15 protein-coding genes and 1 pseudogene are annotated in these 19,916 nt (G+C 59.3%); 10 read left to right on the top strand and 6 right to left on the bottom strand.

The features are described from left to right. The first annotated feature begins 226 nt into the window (after positions 1-226). Both SB822_RS52280 and SB822_RS52275 read left to right on the top strand, forming a co-directional pair. Positions 227-556 carry a hypothetical protein gene (locus SB822_RS52280; protein WP_410858474.1) on the top strand — a complete coding sequence of 110 codons (330 nt, stop codon included), beginning with the start codon at positions 227-229 and terminating at the stop codon, positions 554-556. A 496-nt stretch (positions 557-1,052) separates the two neighbouring features. Beyond that, positions 1,053-1,877, top strand: coding sequence for a hypothetical protein (locus SB822_RS52275; RefSeq protein WP_410858473.1), 825 nt, complete (start codon positions 1,053-1,055; stop codon positions 1,875-1,877). Between the two features lie 835 nt (positions 1,878-2,712). On the opposite strand, the gene SB822_RS52270 is transcribed toward SB822_RS52275, so the two are convergent. Continuing rightward, positions 2,713-4,119: a replication initiation protein gene (locus SB822_RS52270; protein ID WP_410858472.1), complete on the bottom strand. Its 1,407-nt coding sequence runs from the start codon at positions 4,117-4,119 to the stop codon at positions 2,713-2,715. 649 nt (positions 4,120-4,768) lie between these two features. Between SB822_RS52270 and SB822_RS52265 the strand changes: the two genes are divergently transcribed. Together SB822_RS52265 and SB822_RS52260 are read left to right on the top strand one after the other, a co-directional pair. Next, complete coding sequence (locus tag SB822_RS52265; RefSeq protein ID WP_410858471.1) at positions 4,769-5,980, top strand: ParA family protein; 1,212 nt, start codon at positions 4,769-4,771, stop codon at positions 5,978-5,980. Beyond that, positions 5,977-6,951, top strand: a complete 975-nt coding sequence (locus SB822_RS52260; protein ID WP_410858470.1) for a ParB/RepB/Spo0J family partition protein — start codon at positions 5,977-5,979, stop codon at positions 6,949-6,951. The genes SB822_RS52265 and SB822_RS52260 overlap by 4 nt, the downstream gene beginning before the upstream one ends. 1,169 nt (positions 6,952-8,120) lie before the next feature. Here SB822_RS52260 and SB822_RS52255 read toward each other — a convergent pair. Continuing rightward, positions 8,121-8,273: a hypothetical protein gene (locus tag SB822_RS52255; protein WP_410858469.1), complete on the bottom strand. Its 153-nt coding sequence runs from the start codon at positions 8,271-8,273 to the stop codon at positions 8,121-8,123. Between the two features lie 1,707 nt (positions 8,274-9,980). On the opposite strand from SB822_RS52255, the gene SB822_RS52250 reads away from it, so the two are divergent. Then, complete coding sequence (locus SB822_RS52250; RefSeq protein WP_165489545.1) at positions 9,981-10,154, top strand: hypothetical protein; 174 nt, start codon at positions 9,981-9,983, stop codon at positions 10,152-10,154. Positions 10,155-10,696: 542 nt separating this feature from the next. Continuing rightward, positions 10,697-11,038, top strand: a pseudogene (locus SB822_RS52245) (diguanylate cyclase); the annotation flags it as partial. 818 nt (positions 11,039-11,856) lie between these two features. On the opposite strand, the gene SB822_RS52240 reads toward SB822_RS52245, so the two are convergent. The 4 genes from SB822_RS52240 to SB822_RS52225 form a co-directional block, all read right to left on the bottom strand. Further along, on the bottom strand, positions 11,857-12,408 hold the full coding sequence (locus SB822_RS52240) for a hypothetical protein (protein WP_410858468.1): 552 nt from the start codon (positions 12,406-12,408) through the stop codon (positions 11,857-11,859). Between the two features lie 97 nt (positions 12,409-12,505). Continuing rightward, positions 12,506-13,483, bottom strand: a complete 978-nt coding sequence (locus SB822_RS52235; RefSeq protein WP_410858467.1) for an AAA family ATPase — start codon at positions 13,481-13,483, stop codon at positions 12,506-12,508. A gap of 28 nt (positions 13,484-13,511) precedes the next feature. Beyond that, positions 13,512-15,512 (bottom strand): helix-turn-helix domain-containing protein, encoded by a 2,001-nt coding sequence (locus SB822_RS52230; RefSeq protein WP_410858466.1) that lies wholly within the window; start codon positions 15,510-15,512, stop codon positions 13,512-13,514. Then, the gene (locus SB822_RS52225; protein ID WP_410858465.1) at positions 15,509-16,135 is read right to left on the bottom strand and encodes a hypothetical protein; all 627 of its coding nucleotides are present in this window, start codon (positions 16,133-16,135) and stop codon (positions 15,509-15,511) included. Before SB822_RS52225 ends, SB822_RS52230 begins: the two co-directional genes overlap by 4 nt. A gap of 291 nt (positions 16,136-16,426) precedes the next feature. Here SB822_RS52225 and SB822_RS52220 point away from each other — a divergent pair, with 291 nt between their 5' ends. The 4 genes from SB822_RS52220 to SB822_RS52205 are packed head-to-tail and all read left to right on the top strand — an operon-like array spanning position 16,427 to position 19,891. Then, positions 16,427-17,563: a hypothetical protein gene (locus SB822_RS52220; protein WP_410858464.1), complete on the top strand. Its 1,137-nt coding sequence runs from the start codon at positions 16,427-16,429 to the stop codon at positions 17,561-17,563. A gap of 7 nt (positions 17,564-17,570) precedes the next feature. Continuing rightward, complete coding sequence (locus SB822_RS52215; protein WP_410858463.1) at positions 17,571-18,017, top strand: hypothetical protein; 447 nt, start codon at positions 17,571-17,573, stop codon at positions 18,015-18,017. A 3-nt stretch (positions 18,018-18,020) separates the two neighbouring features. Then, positions 18,021-19,016 carry an AAA family ATPase gene (locus SB822_RS52210; protein WP_410858462.1) on the top strand — a complete coding sequence of 332 codons (996 nt, stop codon included), beginning with the start codon at positions 18,021-18,023 and terminating at the stop codon, positions 19,014-19,016. Beyond that, positions 19,013-19,891: a hypothetical protein gene (locus SB822_RS52205; protein WP_410858461.1), complete on the top strand. Its 879-nt coding sequence runs from the start codon at positions 19,013-19,015 to the stop codon at positions 19,889-19,891. The genes SB822_RS52210 and SB822_RS52205 overlap by 4 nt, the downstream gene beginning before the upstream one ends. The last annotated feature ends 25 nt before the right edge of the window (positions 19,892-19,916 follow it).

Raw genomic sequence — 19,916 nt, 5'->3', positions numbered from 1 at the left:
GCAGGCAAGCTCGACTTCTCGGGCTTCAATCCACATGCCTCGTGAGCCGCATTAGCCACTCCACTTTTGAAATAGCCTAGAAACTGATCGGCCCACAAACGGCGCACGAACCCACGAATGACTGTTGAACCGCGCTCCCGAAGATCCTGTTCGATACAGCGTCCGCCGAGAACCGTATTACTAGCGGCGCCTTGCTTGCATCTGATACGTTATTTCGCCCGTCTCGATGGACAAATTTTCGACCAAGTCAATTTCGTATCTGTCTGACGTACTAACGGAGATGCATGGCCGGTTTGACAGGAATCCCGAACTTATTATCGTTGGTAATTTTTTTGACCCGAATCGCGTGCGCGTTATCGGTCAATTGATGACCGCTACCCAAACTTACAGCGTCTCTTGGCTGGACACCTCGATCCGTCGAAGCGATGACTTTACGAAAGAGCTCACAGACAAGACTGATCTCCCGCTCATTCTTTCCAAACCGAACAGTCAGGCAGCCGCCGAACTTCGCCATAGTGCGGACGCGCTTCTAAAGCGGATGGGACTTAGTGGGTGAAAGTTTCGCAAAACCCACCTGACTATAATCGACTCGCAGGTTTAGGTTTCTTGCTGCCGGCGCCTCATCGGGCGCAACGCCAATTGGTCCAAGCTACAGTCAGCCGCTCTAGGAACGAACATGGACGACAAAGAGTTTTCCCCCGCCGTAATTTCCAATCGGCGCACGGCAATCGCTGTCCATAGACGGTTGTGCGACGCCAAGGCGCCCATGCTCAAACTTGGTCGGTGTAAAAAGTCAGCCCGTCATGGGCTTACTTGTCGGTACGGCAATACCACATGGACCCAGGACCCATTTGCAAGGAAACTCTCGCCTATGACGGGGCGATTTCCTAGCGCAGACGGCGGGGATTAGTGGGCTTGACTGGGTCGGCCGGTAGTATCAAATGAATCGACGAACTTGACGGGCATGGAACAGCGTGTTTTCAGGCATCTTTCCAGTGCTTGCGCCGAACAACTCTGTCAGATACTCCGTCCGTTACTCGCGAACCCGAACCATGCACACCGAACCCACTATCGCCGATCCTCTCCATCTTGCGGCGCTTTATCACGCCGGGTATGGCGTTCAATGGAACTCGTACAGAGAAGCAGCAACAGTGCTGGCGACCCAGTTCAACACGAACATCGGTTTTGCGCGAATTCGCGAAGCAGTCGCGGTTTCCGACCTCCCATCAGAAATACTCGCCATTTTCAACGAAGTCGGGCTGGTCAATAGCACCGCGCGCAAACTCCTGAAAGCTGCGAATACCGAGGGGGCGTCTACGCTTGTCGCTCGCGCAAGGAAAGTGGATCCATCGGGGAAGTCGCGGTCGACTCTGACGGCACTTGTTTGCGGTGAGGTTACTTTCCAACGCTCGACGCGGTTCTACAAACCTCTTTTGCTCGCGAAAACGTACGGCGATGGCCTGAAAGAAGGCAAGTGGGTATCCGCAAAAGAGGCCGCCGAAAGACTCGGGATCGACCGGCGGACTGTTACTAAAGCGATTTCGATCGCTTCATTACCCAGCGAGGTGCTGGCGTTGTTTCCCGACATGAGAGCTGACTTGGGAGAGCGACTTGTTCATCTAACGAAGATCAGGGGGAGCGAGAAGATGAAAGCTCTCGCTATCGAAGCCAGTCGCACTATTCCAAGGCTATCCCACGAAGAACTGATCGGCCATTTTGTAGGCCTAGCCCGCAACAAGGCCAAGGTAAAGCTCCGGAGGTCGGGTGGCAATCTGGTTTTGGAGTACCACCTCGGACCGGTCAACGAGGTGGCCGAATCGAAGATTTCTTTGATGGCTGTATTGTTGAACGCGGAAATATCGACTCGACCGAAATAAAACTCCGGTGGGTACGCGTCTGGCGTGCGCCAGCGCCTTGAGCCCCATCGGGCCGAGCTTCCGGCGCGTCGGCGCGCAAACACTCCGCGCCGAGCGCGTGGTGTCGAGTATGAACAAGAACAGAACTTCGGATTCCTCACGAACAGCAGCTCGTGCTGGCGCGCGCGGCCAGCTGACGCTTGCGTGGACACTCGTTGCGCAACTACCGGCGCGCGGGGCCGCGTACGGAAGGCGACGCGAGAGACTTGGTTTTCTTTGCGGTCCGTCGACGTGGTGCGTCGATGGCCGCGTGAGCATCCGCGACGAGGCCGCAAAAACGTTGGTTTTCAAGGGAAATGCAAAGGCAAAAAGCGGCGTAAAGCCTATCGCTGGATGCCGCAGAAATCGTTGCTGCGTTTGGATCAGTAATTGTTCTAAAGAGGGTGAATCGTATGGCTCACCGTGAAGCTGCGGCGGCGGTTCACATGCGTCTGCGCTAAAAAAAGGCTTCCATCGCCGCGATGGGGAAATTTCATCTGTCGCTGCTGGAAAATCGTCCATGGCCAAGTCAACGAGCCATCGCCACCGATCTCGACGTTTCGCTTCCGCAAGGGTCGCGGATGGTTTCTGCTGCCCGACTACCGGAAGCAGTGCTCCGCTTGTTCGATAATAAGACGGTCTCGCTCAGAGCCATTGGGGCGCTTTGTACGCTAGCCCTTCAGCTTGGTGAGACCGAGATCGTTCGTCGAGCGCGATGCATCTCTCACGAATGCTCGGTTGAAGACCTCTTCTCGGTGCTGACTACCGCGAGGCCAAAAATGCAAGGTACGCAATTTAGGCAGGTGAATTGTCGCAATCAGGACTGGTTGCTTGCACGCGCCTTCCTCATCTTCGCGAACACATGCGAACAGAATGCGTCTGCAACTACCCGATTCACCGTGAGTATATTGTCGGGACGCAGCGTCTCGCGGGACATGCCCTGCTTTTCGATGAGCCGCTGCGGAATAAGTTGACTTACGAAGGAGTGGCATAGCTCCTTTTGCGCGTGGCCATCAGCGGACTCGAAGAACTGTCGGCCGACCTTGATTTCTTCGCTCATCTTGGCCTTAGCGATCTCATTCTGTGCCTGAATGTTCGCTTCTATCTTTGCTTGCGCGGCGTCCCGGCTGCGGCTTTCCTTCGTGTTGTCCTCAAGCTGCCTGGCCTTGATGGACGCCATTCTTCGGTCCGCTTCACCGATGCGGTAGTTCCCTTCAAGGGCCTTGAACAGATAGCCCTTCGGACTGACCGTGACCTTCCCTTCGTTGAGCTTGAACCGGGTGTATTCGATTGCTTGTTCGAGGCGCTCATCAGTCCAGACTTCCCGATTTTTCGCGAGCCGCTCGAACTCGGGCGTGTCAAAGGCAAATTCGTTATGAAGGACTAGGTACATTGAATCTTGGATACCAGCACGCGCTGCGTCAACCCCCTGCTTCTTCATGAACCTGAAGCGGATTTTTAGTTTCTCTGGCGCTATGCGCTCGGCGTTGGGCTCCCAGCTCACATCGAAATCCGAGAGGTCGTTCAGCTGTTCGATAGCGGGTTCAAGGAATCGCTTTTTGAATTCCTTAACCGTCTTGCGCGACTCGCCGACCTTACCCGGCCACTCCAGCACGTCTTCGTAGGCAAACCATTCCGTTACTCCGTGCCCCTCGCACGGAATGAGCCGGTCGTAGATAGCGCGCGAAAGGGAGAGGGAGAAAGCAGTGGAGGCGCGTAGGCTCAGCCAATGCGCCTTGTAGGGGCTGATGAGGTATTTGATGACCCGCCCTGAGAGCAGGATGTAGACTACGCTGCGTTCGATGTAGCAGTCGCCAAGAAGACTGATGGTCCCCCATGAATCTTTCTCGGTTATCTCCTCGATAGACGGCGCCGTCATGATTTCAACGCGCGCCTTTGCGGCCGCGCTCATCTGGGCAATGAGATGGCTGTGGTTCCGACTGTCGTAACGCATCAGCCATTTGAAGTAGTTCACGTCGGCCGTGAAGGTGTAGACCTTGTCGTCCAACAGCTCATCCGGCGCCTTGGTTGCGACGATGAAGTACGCAGCGTCCAGCACCCGGCGGGCAGCAATGCCTAATCCGCCCACCCGCGTGAAGATGTTGTTTCTCAGGAAACCAATGTCTCTCGTCGACTCGCAGATGGCCGCGCCTTGTGCGGACATGTCATCGTAGATGTCCAAGGCGAGCTGATGCGGCGTAGCGGTTAGGGTCTGGTTTTCCATTTGTTCAATTCGACTCCAATCCCCGGCACTCTATCAGTCGAGCAATGTGTGTCAACACAAAAACCACCCCGATCGCCGGGGGTGATTCAGCACAAAAAGCACCCCGTGCCCTATCGGCGCATCACAACTTCCACCCCTGTCTTCACAATTTCCGTCTGAGACTGCCCAATTTACGCACCTGTTCGCACAAAAACCGCCCCCTGCTTCACAAAAACCGTCCCTATCTACAGGGGTGGCCGTTGATTTAAAAGCGGTTTCTGTTGCCTGTTTGTTTGTTGGTGGGTTTATGTTTACAAAAACCAGACGAACCAGTGTACTGGCGATCTCGGGCCTTGGTAACGTTCGGAGTGTTGTAGTCAACTAACACGTTGAAAATGCAGGGAAATTTCCAAGCATACGGTTCCGCACAAAAACCGTCCCGGGGGTGCTTTTTGTGCGGGCGGCTAGAATTGTCGGTTGTGCCCGCAAGGCCGGTGTGCGGGCTTTGGGAAATGTGCAAGCAGACGGGCCCGCGCGGGAAAACAGTCAACAAATCATCAATTTAGGCGGCATATCTTCAAGTAGGGTAAAAAGGCTTGCTCAATACAACCTTGTTTACGCATATTCGTGTATTCTGCGCTTCAACGTCAAAACACGGAGAAAGCGCAGAATGGCTAACGTAGGCACCCTACCGATGGAAGACAGGAAGGTTACGCTTCGGGAGGTGGCGGACTTTGCTAACGGTCTCGAACCTTTCGCGGACAACCTTCGCGAGCAGATTCTCGCACCGCGGCCGCGCAAAGTTGCCCCCTACTTTACTATTAGTGAGCTGGCCGAGATGTGCAATCTTACTCGACAGCAGATTCAGTATCTGGTGACCAAGGGTGACGCGGGGCTCCCCACAGGAACCTTGAACGGAAACGGTCGCAGCCGAACATTCACGCTGCCCGAGGTGCGCATGTGGGTAAAGATGGCCTCGGACATCTACCAGACCCGGCTTGGCGACAATGACGGCGAGTTCCAGGGCAAAGTCCTAACCACAGCGCAGCTTAAGGGCGGGTCAGCGAAGACCACCACGACGGTCTGCCTTGCACAGGCGTTGACTCTTCTTGGACGGCGGGTTCTTCTAATCGACCTCGACCCGCAAGCTTCAGCGTCGGAACTTTGTGGTCTCTACGCAGAGAAGGAAGTTTCCGGAGAAGATACCGTCCTGCCGTATATCTACGACCAGAACGTGGAGGGGGGGCTCGGCGCACGGGTTCAGTCGACGTACTGGGATGGTCTCGACATAATTCCCGGGCACACGTTCCTGTACGGCGCTGAGTTCCTCCTTCCCGCACGTCAGAAGACAATTCAGGGGTACCGCTTCTGGGCGGTTTTGCGCCAAGGGCTTGAGCCACTGAGGGCGCAATATGATTATATCCTGATAGACACATCGCCCTCGCTGTCGTACATGAACCTGAACGCGCTCCTTGCGGCCGACGCGCTGGTCATGCCTATGATCCCCGAAAACCTGGACTTCATCAGCTCACTGGCATTCTGGCGCTTGTTCTCGGACGTCGCGGAAGACTTCCTCCCGTACGAGGAGGACAAGGTCTACGAGTGCATTTCGATCCTTCTGTCCAAGGTGGACTACGGGAAGACTTCCTCGGCGCCAGTGGTGCGGCAGTGGGCACAAAGTGCCTATGGCCGGTGGCTCGACCCTTTTGAAATTCCGGCAAGTTCGGTGATGAGTGGGGGCGCACTTTCGTTCTCGACAGCACTGGATGTCGTCAGTACCCATTCGACGGCAAAGTCGTTGCAACGCGTCAAGCAGCCGATGATTCAGTACGCTAAATGGCTGGACGACATGTTTGTCAAATCGTGGAAGGAGTCGGCATGAGTAATATCCGAGAACAGCTAATGGCCAAGACAGCCAATTTGCCGACGCCCGCGGATTTTAAGGGCGAGGGCAAAAAGGAGAAGGGCGCGCGCGGTCCACAAACGATGCCGGGCATCACGAGTGCCCTCGCTGCGGCTCAGCTACGGATTCAGGAGCTTGAGTCGAAAGGATTAGCAACAGAGATTGATGTCGGTCTCATCGTTCCTAACCCGTGGCAGCCTCGCCGCCAATTCAATGAATCAAAGCTGTCGGAACTGGCGAGGGCGATTTCCGAGGTCGGTTTGTTGCAGGCTGTGACCATTCGCAGGGTCGGCGACACGTTCCAGCTGGTTGCAGGGGAGCGGCGCTGGCGTGCGCACAAGTTGCTCAGCCTGGAAAAAATCCGGGCAGTCGTTATTGAATGCACTGACCAAGATATGGCGGCGTTGGCGTTGATGGAAAACGTCACTCGCGACGACCTGACCGACTATGAGATTGCGATTGCGGTTCGTCGTGCGGAGACGGAGTTCCCGAAACGTACCCGACTTGCCGAAGTGATGGGCGTGACGCGCGCTGACCTGTACAGGCTCTTGGCCTTCGACGATTTACCGGACTTCATCAAGCGTGACCTTGACCTGAATCCTTCGTTGCTGGCGGCAAACTCGGCTCAAGACATTGTCAATGTATTAAAGAAGACAGGGGAGGCCGGCTTAAAAGCTGCTAGGGACCTATGGCCCGTCGTTGTGTCCGGAGATCTCGTCCAGACTAAGGTAGCTGCGTCTATCAACGCGCAGGTCTCACGTGGACTGTCGGCTGCTGATGCCGGTGGACGAAGCATCTTGAAGATTTTTTCGGGGAAGGTTCAAGCCGGTAGTATCACCAAGGACGTCAAGGGGTTAACGTTCAAATTTAAGGCGGGCGTGGTGACCGAGGAGCAGGAAAGCGAGCTTCGGGAGCACATAGGGAAGATGTTCTCCATTCGGTCCGAGTGACTGCTTCGAAACCCGCCACTGGCGGGTTTTTTTATGACCGAATCACGGGCCGAGTCGCTACTCCGCAAGCACGCAGAAAGTGTTCTAATTAGGACACTTTCTGCCCCGCCTTGGGCGGTTGCGAAGATCCGGATAACGCGCCCACCGTGACTCGCTACCCGAGCACGGGGCGCGCGGACAAAAGTGTTCTAATTTGGACACTTTTCTGCTCTCGTCTTGAAGGCTGCAGCGAAGACGCCGGGAAACTCCGACTCGGGGTTTCATGTCGGGGACTCGGACCGCCGCTACATTTTTCGAGCAGTCACCTGCGCAGCGACTGTAGCAAGGACTAGTGCAATAGCCACCGCGCGGGCCGTTTCCTTGATTTCATAGGTCATGATATCTCACGTATCTGCCGCGATCTCTCCGAAACGGACAAGCTCGGTTGCCATGATTCGTATAGCGACGAGATCTTTCTGCCGCTCGCGAAGCGCCGCGATGGTTCCCAGTGCCCGCCGTCGCCGAGGTCACGTAGGAGCACCCCAAGCAGGCTCATGCGGCGACCAGCTACACCGAGGCGCTCCTTGCGAAACCCAGTCGATTTCAGTGGTCAGTTGCGGACCATTCAGGCGGCTGGCCAACATTGCTGAGCGCCATCAACGCGAGGCCATCGAGGTTCACCATGGACTGGCCAATTGCGAGAGTGACGTCTTCTTTCGCGTAGAGCGCGAGGGCCGGCTCGTGATCGGCGCGGGGCGTTGCGTGACTGCGTGAAGCTCCGCCGCGCATCGCGGCGGAGCAGTGGCTGAATTTGTGAATGCCCTACGTGTCGGCAATGTTAGCCGCGCCAATCGTGCTGATGCGGCGACATTCATGGCACGACGGCACGTACTCGGTAGTCGTCAGATGGCGACTGTTACCGTGTCGCGCGGGCGCGGGCCACGTGCGTCGCCAGCGCGCCTCAGCGGCTCCTCATCGATGTACGGGTTGAAGGTCCGTCGGTCCGCGTGGCCCATGTTGTTAAGCGCCGACCGTCAAGCCAGTGTGGAGCGTTTGATCGAGTCCTTTCGCGTAAGGGGTGCCGCAGCCAGATGGGCGGCGGCTCCGACAAACAGCTTCAGCTCCTTTTCGTCGACGTCTCGCCCGGTGGCCCTGGCATACCGCGCGCGGATCGCCCACGGCGCCGTCACTTACAGCAATGCGATGAAGCCGGCAAAGTCGTACAGGGTCGTCCACGGGGAGACCGGCACGCTCGTCTGCCGGGAGTACCAGAATAAATCGTCGGTCAGGCTTGGCAGACCGGGCTTTCCTGCGGGTTGGCGGCACGGGTCGACGTGGGCCACGCCACCGCGCCTGCACCGCCGCATTCACGCCGAATCGGCGAGGTGCCACGCGCGCTCATGCGATGTCCTCAGGCAATCCCACAGCTCGGTTCCCAGCGCCAGCTCCTTCAACTGACGCGTCGTCGGCCAGGACACTAAGAAATTCGTTAAGGTCGGCCACCGGCGCCGTTGGCACGGGAAAGGGTGGTCCGCGGGCAGCGTCGCCTTGGTCAGCGCGCCATCCACCCCGTACTCACGAGTGTATGTGCGACGAACCGGCACGGCTGGCCGGCAAACGGCTCATGCAGCATCACCACGCACGGCCGCGTCGCCCGGGTGCGCAGCTACCCAGCGATCGGCGTTGCGGTGGCAGTCCGCCGACACAGCTTTCCAGCCGACGGGCTGTCACCGGTCGACGAGTACACCGAGCCCGCTCGGCAGCTGGACCACGAGCGCGTCAGCGCCCGTAGCATGCCAGCCGGCGGTTGCGGGGGGCGGCGTGCTCATACCGCGTTACTTGCCGATGCGGCGGCGGATTCCACTAGGACGCAAGCATCTTAGGCCGGCGCAGCCCGCACCCAGCTCCACGTACTCACGGCGGTCGCCGCCGACGTCTGAAAAAATTAACTCCACGCTGCAACCTCTCGCCTGCGCTCGCGAGGTTGTCGAGAACGATCCCGCGACCCTCATCGATCGCGCTTCCTCGTGCGTCGGCCGGTGGCTCAGCGGCGCCCCGACAAGCTGCGCGCACGTGGCCGCCGCGAGCGACATGAAGTCCTCCAATCACTGGCGGCAGGCGACGCCACTGGGGTATCAGCGTCGACGGGGCGCCGGCGCTGACCGGCTGGGACCGGTGGGCTCGCCTCGGTCATGACGACGCGCCACGCTACTTCGCGGCCGGCGACGTCGAATTCGCGCAAACCGCAGGCGGGCATGGACGAGTTGCGCTACCTGCGGGCCGACTCCAGGGAGGCGCAGCCGTTCCGCGGCGTCTTGGTGCATACGGACGGAATAGTGCATGCCGTGGGACGCGCACGCCGTCGGAGGCCAGGCGGTGATCGCTATGCGATATCTAGGGTTTACCCTAACGCAATTCGCGGCCGCCGTGAGTCAAGGTTCAAAGTTAGCAGAACATTACCGGGCGGGAATGTTAAATGACCAGCGCTACTTGTCCGATCGTCCGTGAAACATCCGGGGCGGCGGATAAAAAGTTATAAATCATTGATTTAGTGATCTTTATTCGAGTCATTTGTCGAATGTTTCACGGAAAAGGACAGGCCGGGGTCCGTCGGCACGCAGTGGCCGGCCCGTGCAGCGCACTCTTGCAAGTGACGCGTCGAAATGTAGTGTTCAATACGTTATTCGTAACTTCGCGGCTGATTACTGTGAACGTGAGACCGACGCAAGAGGAAGATCAAAGCCTGAGTGCGAATCGGAACTGCGCTGATCGTACGGCAAGGGTGCCACTTGCGCTTAAGGCCAGCGCAACCGACTTCGGGTCGCGTTGGGGAGACCGGGTTCGACGCGGTAGTAGGCAAGCCATGTGATTGGTCGTCGAAGCGCGGCGAGGAGGGCGCAACGGAGTTTCGACCATGGCGGGCGAGCCGGGTGACACGCGGGTCATCGCCGCAGGCCGGTGCCATGTGCGCCCGGAAATAATTTCGGCGATATTCCGGCGCCGCACCCATCCCCTATACTATTTTCCGACTACAAGCAGAGCGGGGTGCTATGGCCGAACAGAAAGCTGACGACACGGACAGCGCAATTGAACGCCTGTTGCGTGAGATCGATCTGCTTGACCGGCTCGAGCGTGAGGGGCACCTGGTCACGAATGGTCCACAGTTGCGCCGACAACTGAAGGCGACCCTCGAGCACCTGCGCGCCCGCGTGATGAGCGACTAGCGGCAGGCATCAGCAACGGAAAAGGCGTTGTCGGGTCCGCATGACCGGATCGCGTTGCCGCCCCTGCATTCCCGCATTGAATCGCGGGGACCGCCGGCGGGTCGCCCCGCGGAGGGGCCTGCACCGTTCGGCGCTGCGCCTGGTCGCCGCACGTCTCTCCAACCGCTCCTGATCCAGCGCTTCACGTCAATCCTGTTTTTCCGCCACCTCGGTATCCAGACCGATAAAAGCCGTCTGCAGGATCCGGAGTCAAGAAGCTATCCTGTTTGCCGATAACGCTGTGGTGCGCCGGTAGAATATCCGGCGCTTTCACCAGCCCGGATCCCACGCGAAGCGGCGCGGACCGCATCTCAGTCGTCCCGCAGGCGTCGGTTGCGCTGCTGGCCCGCTGGTAAGGGCATATCGCATCCCCACAAGCGCGCGAATGCCGTCCATGGGTATCCGAGGGCAACCGCCGGCGTGACCTGATGGGCAGCCAAGGCGCCATCCCGGACCGGTCGGGACAAGCGCAGCCGGATTTTCCGCAGACGTGAAGAGGCATCGTGCAGACGGTAACGAACAACAGGCGAGGGCGCGCGTCGCTGACCGACCAGTTCTGGCGTAGCCGCTCGGCACCGCTGGCGCTGGTCTGCGGCGGCATCGCCATCGCCCTCGTGGTGACGGCCCTGTTCGCGGCGGTGCTGTATCAGGGGCGCCTCGATGCAATGGAGCGCGCCCGCGAAGCATCGCGCAATCTCGCGCTCATTGCCGAGCGGGATATCGAGCGCAACCTGGAGCTGTACGCGCTCTCGCTGCAGGCCGTGGTCGACGGCGTGCGCGATCCGGAAGTGATGGCGTTGCCGCCGCGCCTGCGCGGGCAGGTGCTGTTCGATCGCGCCACAACCGTAGACCGAAGCAAAGTTGTCACAACTTCGCTAATAAAGTTGTCAATTCGCGGCGTCGCGGTGCCGGCGAGTCGATAAAATCACGTGAGATCAGCGACTTGCAGGAAACGAAGTAAAGTTGTCACTGGCCTGGCATTGCGAAGTGTCAATTACGACGGGCGTTGCCACCTTGGGGCCCACGGTGTCGACCGTATTTTCCAACCGCAGCAGCAAGCGACGTCTCATGGCAATGCGGTCCTGCCTGCGCATCGCAGGGATGGTCGAGAGGAGCGAAAGTCGACCATAACTGAAATGGGAACGGCACGATAGGCATCGAAACGGAGCCTCGATTACGCTGGCGCTGACGATGTACGGCGTCTCGCCACCGCAGTGCGGACAACGTGTGTCGAGTGATTGATGATGTGCGGGGCAGCGATCTTCATCCTCAAGCTGATGTAGCACGCTGTGGTAGCCATGCGCGGCGCACAGTTTGCAATAGCGGAAAGCCGGGTGAGGCCGACCGGGAAGCGCTGCATCAAGCAAAGACACCCGCAACACGCCTTCTGGCAGCCGGAGTATGCGGCACAGGCGCGTGAATTCGATGTCGTCGCGGACAGGTGCTACGCCCTCCGACGGATCAACGCACGGGCTGATCAGATGCACGAGCACGTCGCCGGCGTAGACCGTATTAAAAGTGTCCCCGCTGCGCTAATAATTCTGTCAACTCGCGTTCGTATGACGCAGCGGCGCGAAAAACTTCAGCAGATTCAGGCGGTTACGGGAAACGAAATAAAAGTGTCTCCAACTGCTTTCGATATGCCGGCGCCGACAACTCGCGATCACGCATTTCCGGAGCCATCGTTCATGTCGTTACCCGAGCGCAGCAGCCAGTGGCGACTGAGCGCCATGCGGTCCTGCCTGGGCATCGCGGGAATGGTCGAGCGGAGCGAAAGTCGACCATAACTGAAATGGGAACGGCACCCTAAGCATCGAAACGGAGCCTCGATTACGCTGGCGCTGACGATGAACGGCGTCTCGTCACCGCAATGCAGACAGCGTGTGTCGAGTGGTTGATGATGTACGGGGCAGCGCTCTTCCTCCTCAAGTTGATATAGCACGCTGTGGTAGCCATGCGCAGCGCACAGTCTGCAATGTCGGAAAGTCGGGTGAGTCGGAACGGCAAGGGCTGCATCAAGCAAGGACGTCCGCAACACGCCTTCGGACAAACGGAGTACGCGGCACAGACGCGCGAGTTCGATGTTGTCGCGCACAGGTGCTACGCCCTCAGAAGGATCAACACACGGGCTGATCAGATGCACGAGCGCGTCTCCGGACAGTACGTTGGCGCACGCGAACTTCCACAGGATTGAGACAAGCGATTCGCCGGGCATTAGCCACTTCGGATTCAACGCGCTTCCTCGCGAAAGCGAAAGCTCTAACTCATCAAACGCCAGAATCGGGAAGCGCGGCCGTATGAGTGCCACGGGATCACACCGTTGCCAGCACGCGGCCCGTCGCGTGGCGGGACTGAACATAGCCGCAGTGCTGAACCGCGTGAGTCCACAAGCCAGCATCAGGGCAGTGGCCCGGGGCGTCCTTGAGTTCACTTTCCTTGAGCACAATCTCGACAGCCCGGGTAAACGAATCCATCGGTATCTCGAGGTTACCAGGCAGGCTCGCCTTATGATGTGCAGCCTCAAATGCTTGCCAAAGCGTGCCCGAGTCGGCGACCAGGCGATAGCCGGCGTCAAACGCCTGTGGGATGTAGAACCGCGTGAAGCTCCAATGAGAACCTTCCGGATACGCGGTCTGATCGTAGCCATTCAGGCACGTGGCGACATCCCCGGCGTTCCTGATGCCGTAGAACGCGAGGTCCTCGACCATCAGACGCGCAACAATCTGCGTTTTGCCTGCGACCTGCAAGGCTGTCTTCTGCGCGACCAGTTCCTGCTGGCCGACGAGGAACGTGAAGAGCTTGATCTGCTGGCGATCGAGCGCGTCATGCACATCACGCAGCCATTCATACTCATTCTCGTTGTAGCGTTGGCTTTCATCGCAGAACAGGAGTACGGTGCCGCTCCCGGAGCGGGCCGCGGCCTCGCGGATACGCAGCGAGAGGCGACTGCGCTTTGCCGAGCTCGTACCCGCGTGCGGAGCATGATCACCGACGGCCTCAAGCAGATTGCTGAAGAATGGGCCTTCCGCGTGTTTCGGCTTGTGCTCGCACTGTGCATGGTAGCTGGACATCTTCGGGTGCCGACGCGCAAGCAGGAGCCGCACGTACTCGATCGCCCGGGTTTTGCCAATGCGCGGCGGTCCATAGATAAGCGCGCCAGGGATCCGATAGCGCAGGCAGCGGGTGACAAGTTCGTAGAACGCTTCGATCGCGGGCGTCGCCAGGCGGTAATTGCCCGTGACGAGCGGATGCAGTGAAGGATCAATCGGACGCGGCACTTCTAGCGACATGATGCACCTCCTTGCGTGAGCGACGAAATCAGAAGACCTGGCCAGTACCGATGGAGAGCTTGCGTGGGCGCACCGATAACCGTGGCAAGAGATCGATGTCCGTCACCGGTTGTGTGCCCGGGGTTGGCGCTGCGATCATTGTCGCAGTCTCTGTCTCGACCGGATGTTTCGGTCCGACAGGCGTGCGCACTGTCGGAGCTGAAGTCAGTATCCGCGTCACATGGGCGAGCTCCGTCGCTGCTTTCCGCGTCTTCCTCGCCTGCGTGAGCTTTTGCTGGACGTATGCCTCGATTGGATTGGCATCGTTCGCAGCACTATGGCGTCGGCGCTTGCCAGATTGCTTGAGAATCTCCTGGCGCAGTTTCAGATTGTGCGGCACTACGCCCCACGCCCCTTGCGCCTCGAGGACACCCAGTTCCTCGCCACTCGTCACGAAGGCGCGCACTGAGCGCAAGTCGTCAGCGTTCATGTAGACCAGCAGATACTCGCCGATCAGATGCGTGCCTGCCGCGAGCAACCGGCTCGTGTACCGCACACCATGCAGGTTGATATGCGGACGCACGCCTTGAGAGAGATAGGCGCGCACCCGGCATCGCCGTGCCGATTGCATCAGGCAAAGTGTCTGGCGACGCGCCTGGGCCAGCCATCTCACAAGCGTCTGTTTGCCGCGCACGAAATATTCCATCGCTTCGAGTGGCGTTGCGTTGTTAAGGCCGGCGTGCGGGGTGCCGTTGTAGCGGGAAATGCTGTACTCAACGAGTTCCGAGAGTTCGTCGAGTGAGACGTAGAGCCTCAGGTCGCCCTTCGGATCTGCGAGTGCCCGACGCAGATCGCGAGGATGAGCACCCGTATAGCCAGGCAAACGCGATGAGAGGCGGCTCGCGATTGTCCCAAAAAACCTCTCAATATAGGGCCGCTCATCGGGGCTGTACTTCGGTCCGGCGTCAGCGACACAACCAACAAACTCGCACAACGAATTCAGTGTTTCCCTTGCGAGATTGGCCTTTGCGTTGTCGAGCTTGATCCACTCCCACGTGACGTACGCGAGTTCGGGCAAGCGATCCGACGGAAAGCCGTCCTGTGGTCCATACCCAAGCCCTGCGATGGTGAACATTCGCGCACGATGGGGCTCGAGTGCATTCTCGATTGTCTTGACGACGTCATAGCGGCTGTATTCGCGAAACGCTATGTGATAGCCGAGCACAGCACGCGTGCACACATCGATGATTACCAGGAGCCATACCCGTTCCAAATCGAATTCGTGCGCGAAACCGAGCGGATCTCGCACGACAACCTTGAGCCTGATATCGAGCCGATGACCATCAAATTCGACGACCTGGTACGGCCGGACCGCCGCAGGTGCGTCCGCGCCGTCAAGCCGGGGCAGGCCCTTAAGGTGCGAGGCGCCGGCTGAGCGTGCCGCTGTGCCAAACGTGCGCAGCAGCTCCGCCTTCAACCGTCGGGACAGCGAGCGAAGCGCATGGTCGCCGGTGTTGAAGGGGTAGTCGGCCGCCGTCAATCCCAATGATCGACATCGGCGCAGGAATTCATCGTGCATCGATTGCAAACCGCGCAGGCGCGTGCGCAGTTGGCCATCCGTATGCCGCTGCTCGAGCAGCACCCTGCGCTGTTTGACCTGAAGCAGAAGCCATCCTGTCAACTCAGGGTATCGCTCGAACAGCTGCGTCAATGCACCAGCGGTGCCCCGGCTGCCGTGCTCGCCTCGCACTTGTACATCGCGCACCCGCTCATAGTCCGCGATGCGCAAATAGCGAATGAGCGCCCGGAAGCCGAAGGGACGTCCATCAGGGTGTGGTGTCTGGGCTCGCTCGAGCCATCGGTACAGTTGCCGGCGATTGATGCCCGTTGATCGCTCGATTGCCTTGACCGACTCTCCCGCCGTGTAGCGCAACACGGCCTGTTGACGTGTCTCGAATGTGGCCCGCGCCACATCGTCCAGTTCGGTAAAGGCGACAGTAGGCCAGGCGCTCACGTCGATTGACTGCAACTCCAGTTTGCGGCGGCTCATGATGTCCCCTCCGAAGCCGCGAATGACGTGAGCAGCGATAGCGGTTCCGCGTGAAGCTCGGGCGCGCTGACGCGTCCGCGATGGAGCAGGTCAAACAGGGCAGTTCGGACCAGGACCGGATCGACTGCGGAGAATTCGCGTTCAACAGCGAGCAATCGTTGCGGTTCTCCCAGGAACCCGACGATCGCGCGGGGCAAGGTTGACGGAACAAGCCCTTCGTTGGCGACAAGGTAGGGGAGCATGTGCTTCCAGTTGTCGGTCCAGGTACGCGCGGCGGCAAACTCGGCGGGCGCGACTATCCGGATCGGCAACGCGGCGTCGTCGATGTCACGACGTGATCTGATTACGCTACACTCCGACGCCGAATCGTCTAGGATAACTAATTCTTCAATATCAACGTAGCGGACCCAAAAATCGGCAAGCTGCCGGGACCCGTCGATCAGGACATAGCCCGGACGCTCGCAAAACGTGATCACTCTCGGGCTTGCCTCGAGCAACAGCCACTGCTCCAACAGCGGGCGTCGGTAAAACGTCACCCGGCGCCCGAGCTTTGGGCTGAACGCTTCGAACCGATGCGCGCCGCGTGGACGGGCGAGCGCGACCGGCTCTGCGATGCGCAGCATCTTCCATAAGATCAATAGGTTGCGGACGGGATTCGAAGTGTAGGAGGCCAGTTGACAAAATTAATACGGACTTACGTGAGTTGACACTTTCATTGCAATTCGAAGTGAAATAAAAGTGACAACACGATCGCGCTTTGGCCCGTGGTTGCTAGGGAAGGGTAGTGACAAAATTATTACGGCCTACGCCCACCACCCGTCCATTGCAGGCTGACGGGGTGCTACGACCGCCGGTCGCCGGTCAAACCATCCCGTGAGGGCATCGCAAGCAACGCCAGCGGCGCCTTCAGCCAGTTGCTGCAGCGTTACCCAGACATCGCACGCTGGCTCGAACGCAAGGTCGCCGAACGCAGCAGGAAGCATGCAGCGCTCACCGAAGTGCATCGGCACCTGTGGCGACTCCACGGAGGCTTTCTTGCGCAATGCCGGCAGGCGGGCATTCAGGCACACGAATATCCTTTCAACCAGAAATATCTCGGCGAGCGATCGCTTGCCAGTCACGCCCTCGCGCTGTCGACTCGGGATTTCGACGCGGCGGCTCGGGCAGCAGGCGCCCAGCAGATCAGCCATCGCTGGAACGACGATCCTGAAGCCGTTCGCAAACCCGCAACCCGTCCATTTGAGGCGGTCGAATTCGACGGTCACAAGATCGACGCGCGCCTGACGCTGCGCATCGACGATCCGTTCGGATTCGAAACATTGCTCGTGCTGCACAGGATCTGGATCCTGCTGGTGCTCGATGTGGCAACCCGTGCAGTAATTGGCTATGCGCTCGCGCTTGGCCGCGAGTACAACAAGGACGACATTGCCGCAGCCTTGCAGGCGAGCTTGGTACCACACACAGCCCGCGCTTCGAAGATTCCGGGGCTGGCGGTCAGGCCCGGCGGAGGCTTCCCGTCCGAGGCGATCCCCGGTACCGCGTGGGCGTGCTGGGGCACGTTCCGCTTTGACGCAGCGAAGGCACATTTCGCGAAGGCGACACTTGAGCGCCTGACCCAGGTCATCGGCTGCACAGCCGACAACGGGCCACTGGGCCAGAAGAACGAACGCGCGCTGATTGAGCGCTTCTTCGATCAGCTCGCGTCGCATTTCGCGCACAGATTGCCGGCCACCACGGGCAGCGATCCGCGCGCAGTCGAACGTGTGCTCAACGACGTCGGCGAGAAAACCTCGCTGATGATGACGCTCGACGAACTCGAGGATGTGATCGACGTGGTTCTCGCCAACTACAATGGCGAGCCGCCTGGGCGGGCGTACGCCGCTGGAGGCAATGCAGTTCCTGCTCGCAAAACAGGACGGCCTGCTGCGTGTGCTACCAGCGACCCGACGCAGCACTTTGTGCCTGCTTCAGGAGACCCGCGTTGTCACGATCCGCGGCAACGTGAGCCGCAGCGACCGTCCACATATCAATTTCGAGCACGTGCGGTATGACAGTCGCGTGCTGTCTGGCATCGCAGGGTTGATCGGCAAGCAGCTTCGCATCTATTTCAACGTCAAGGACATCCGCCATTTGCACGCGTTCCATATGGACGGGTCAGAACTGGGTGTGTTGACTGCCGCGCGTCCCTGGTGCTTTACGCCACATTCGCTGCGCGTGCGACAGGAAATCTTCTCACTGATCCATCAGCGAAAGCTGTCGGTGCGCGGCAGCGATCCCGTTGGCGCGTGGTTTGCCTACAAGAAGGAACAGGCGCGAAGTCATACACGCGACGCTAATGACCTGGCGCGCATGCTGACAGACCGGGCGAAGTCGCATCAGGCACTACCGTCACCTGATGTGGCACATCCCGGCCCAGCTGTGAAAAGCGAAGCGCCGGCAGCAGAAACACCTGCCCGAAAGACGCCGGACGCACCGTGGCTCACGCAGATTTTTACGTTCGGGTAAACGATGCCTGATTCGCTGAAACGCCCCGTTGATCCATCGGCGCATCCGCTCGTGAACCAGGCGTACATGGTGCCCACCCCGGCAATCGCGGCAATGTACTCACGCGTCCGCCAGTGCATCCGACGCGGCGTCGCTGGAGCTGTCATCTATGGGCACACTCGCTGGGGCAAGACCTATGCGATCCGGTACTGTGTCCGGCTACTGCATCTGGAGCTGCCTCGCGTGGCAATCCTGACGATCGGCATGCCGCGCAATCCGTCGCGCTCGGAAGCGCTGTTTTTCGGCATGCTGCTCGAGGCGGCACGACATGGGCGCCCGGATAGCGGTACGGCGTTGCAGCGCCGACTACGCCTCTACCATAAGCTGGCCGAACTGGTCGAACGTTCCGCCGGCAACAAACTGATCGTATTTGTCGACGAAGCGCAGCGGCTCGAGCTCGAACACTACGAATGGCTGCGGGACGTGCAGGACGAACTCGAGCGTCGGGGCGTGCGGATGTTCACATTCCTGGTCGGTCAACCTGGGATCCTGAACCGCAAGAGTTCGTTCCGACAGAGCGTGGACACCTCGCAGATCGTGTCCCGTTTCATGGTCGATGAGCTGCGGTTCGAGGGCTTTCGTGCCGCCGACGATCTGAAAATGTCGCTCGCCGCCTACGACACGTCAACTTTTCCAGACGGCAGTGACTGGCCTTACACGCGCTACTTTCTGCAACGCGCATTCGACACCGGCTTCCGCCTTGAGAAGCAGCACCTCGCGTTGTGGGACGCTTTCGATGCTGCCCACCGGCGCGCGAGGTTTGATTTCAAGATGGAGGTGCCGATGGAGTATGTCGCGCGCACTATCGAGATCGCGCTCGTCGAGAACATGAACCACGATGCGATGGATTTTGCACTCAGCCCGGCATTGTGGGCGCAAGCGGTAGACGAATCCAACTACGTTGCGGCGCTGGAAGATTTGCGCATCGTATTCGTTGACGACGTATCCGCTGGACTATGAAAAGTCGCTTCGAGATTCTGCTCCCCGGCGCCGACGATTGGCAAGTCGGCGAATGGTGCTGGCGCGACGACTGGAATCTGCCAGGTCAGTCTGCGTTCATGCTGTTCGCCAGGTTCCAGCAATTGAACGCGTTGTCGTGTACAGCGTTGGCGCAACTTTTTTTACGAAAGCCCAGCCGCTGCACTCTGAAACACGGCATTGACCTGCGCGACATGCGTCAGTTTGATCTCCTCCGGATGTCCGCTCTGATGTGCATTCCGCTCTGCGACGTCGCGGCTGCGTTTTTGCCGGTTAGCGACGACCCGCGAAGTGCCGGATTGCAACAATTGATGTGGTGCATGCAGTGTGCGACGCGCGGCATTCATCTCGCCGTCTTTCAATCCGACGGGTGCAAGACATGCCCGGTCCACGGCAGTCCACTCCGTGACCGTTGCATCCAATGTGGCGAGGTCTTGATGACCTACCGGCTGCAGGCGTGCAATTTCAGGCTGCCCCTATGTTGTCCAACATGCGGTCACAACTGGGTGCGCTCGCCCGGCGCGGCAGGAGATTCCGCGACCCGGATATCGCTTGCGTACCGGTGCAAGGTCGCGCAAGGTCTCGCGCGGGATTGGTTCGGCCGCCGTTCATCAAATCTTCGGCGACTGCTGGCTAACTTGGGCCAGTCGGACGTTCGCGAAACCTGGCTAGCGTCGGCGCCGCCAAGGATAAGCGGCGCGGATCGACTCGGCGGTTTTTGCGCGCGAGTCGTGCAGAGGCAGACTGAAGGGGTTTCGACCGTCCTGGGCCTTCCGATGGCTTTTGCTTGCGATTCATTAAATACGGCTATTTCAAAAGTGGAGTGGCTAATGCGGCTCACGAGGCATGTGGATTGAAGCCCGAGAAGTCGAGCTTGCCTGC

Source organism: Paraburkholderia sp. SIMBA_054, assembly GCF_046534875.1.
In the GTDB taxonomy this organism is placed as follows: Bacteria; Pseudomonadota; Gammaproteobacteria; order Burkholderiales; family Burkholderiaceae; genus Paraburkholderia; species Paraburkholderia hospita.
Note: the sequence above shows the minus strand (reverse complement) of the source record. Positions and strands in the feature narration are given on the sequence as shown.

Excerpts from the sequence above, each read along its gene's own strand:
- SB822_RS52280 (WP_410858474.1), top strand. The coding sequence starts at position 227 with ATGGACAAATTTTCGACCAAGTCAATTTCGTATCTGTCTGACGTACTA.
- SB822_RS52275 (WP_410858473.1), top strand. The coding sequence starts at position 1,053 with ATGCACACCGAACCCACTATCGCCGATCCTCTCCATCTTGCGGCGCTT.
- SB822_RS52270 (WP_410858472.1), bottom strand. The coding sequence starts at position 4,119 with ATGGAAAACCAGACCCTAACCGCTACGCCGCATCAGCTCGCCTTGGAC.
- SB822_RS52265 (WP_410858471.1), top strand. The coding sequence starts at position 4,769 with ATGGCTAACGTAGGCACCCTACCGATGGAAGACAGGAAGGTTACGCTT.
- SB822_RS52260 (WP_410858470.1), top strand. The coding sequence starts at position 5,977 with ATGAGTAATATCCGAGAACAGCTAATGGCCAAGACAGCCAATTTGCCG.
- SB822_RS52250 (WP_165489545.1), top strand. The coding sequence starts at position 9,981 with ATGGCCGAACAGAAAGCTGACGACACGGACAGCGCAATTGAACGCCTG.
- SB822_RS52240 (WP_410858468.1), bottom strand. The coding sequence starts at position 12,408 with ATGCCCGGCGAATCGCTTGTCTCAATCCTGTGGAAGTTCGCGTGCGCC.
- SB822_RS52235 (WP_410858467.1), bottom strand. The coding sequence starts at position 13,483 with ATGTCGCTAGAAGTGCCGCGTCCGATTGATCCTTCACTGCATCCGCTC.
- SB822_RS52230 (WP_410858466.1), bottom strand. The coding sequence starts at position 15,512 with ATGAGCCGCCGCAAACTGGAGTTGCAGTCAATCGACGTGAGCGCCTGG.
- SB822_RS52225 (WP_410858465.1), bottom strand. The coding sequence starts at position 16,135 with ATGCTGCGCATCGCAGAGCCGGTCGCGCTCGCCCGTCCACGCGGCGCG.
- SB822_RS52210 (WP_410858462.1), top strand. The coding sequence starts at position 18,021 with ATGCCTGATTCGCTGAAACGCCCCGTTGATCCATCGGCGCATCCGCTC.
- SB822_RS52205 (WP_410858461.1), top strand. The coding sequence starts at position 19,013 with ATGAAAAGTCGCTTCGAGATTCTGCTCCCCGGCGCCGACGATTGGCAA.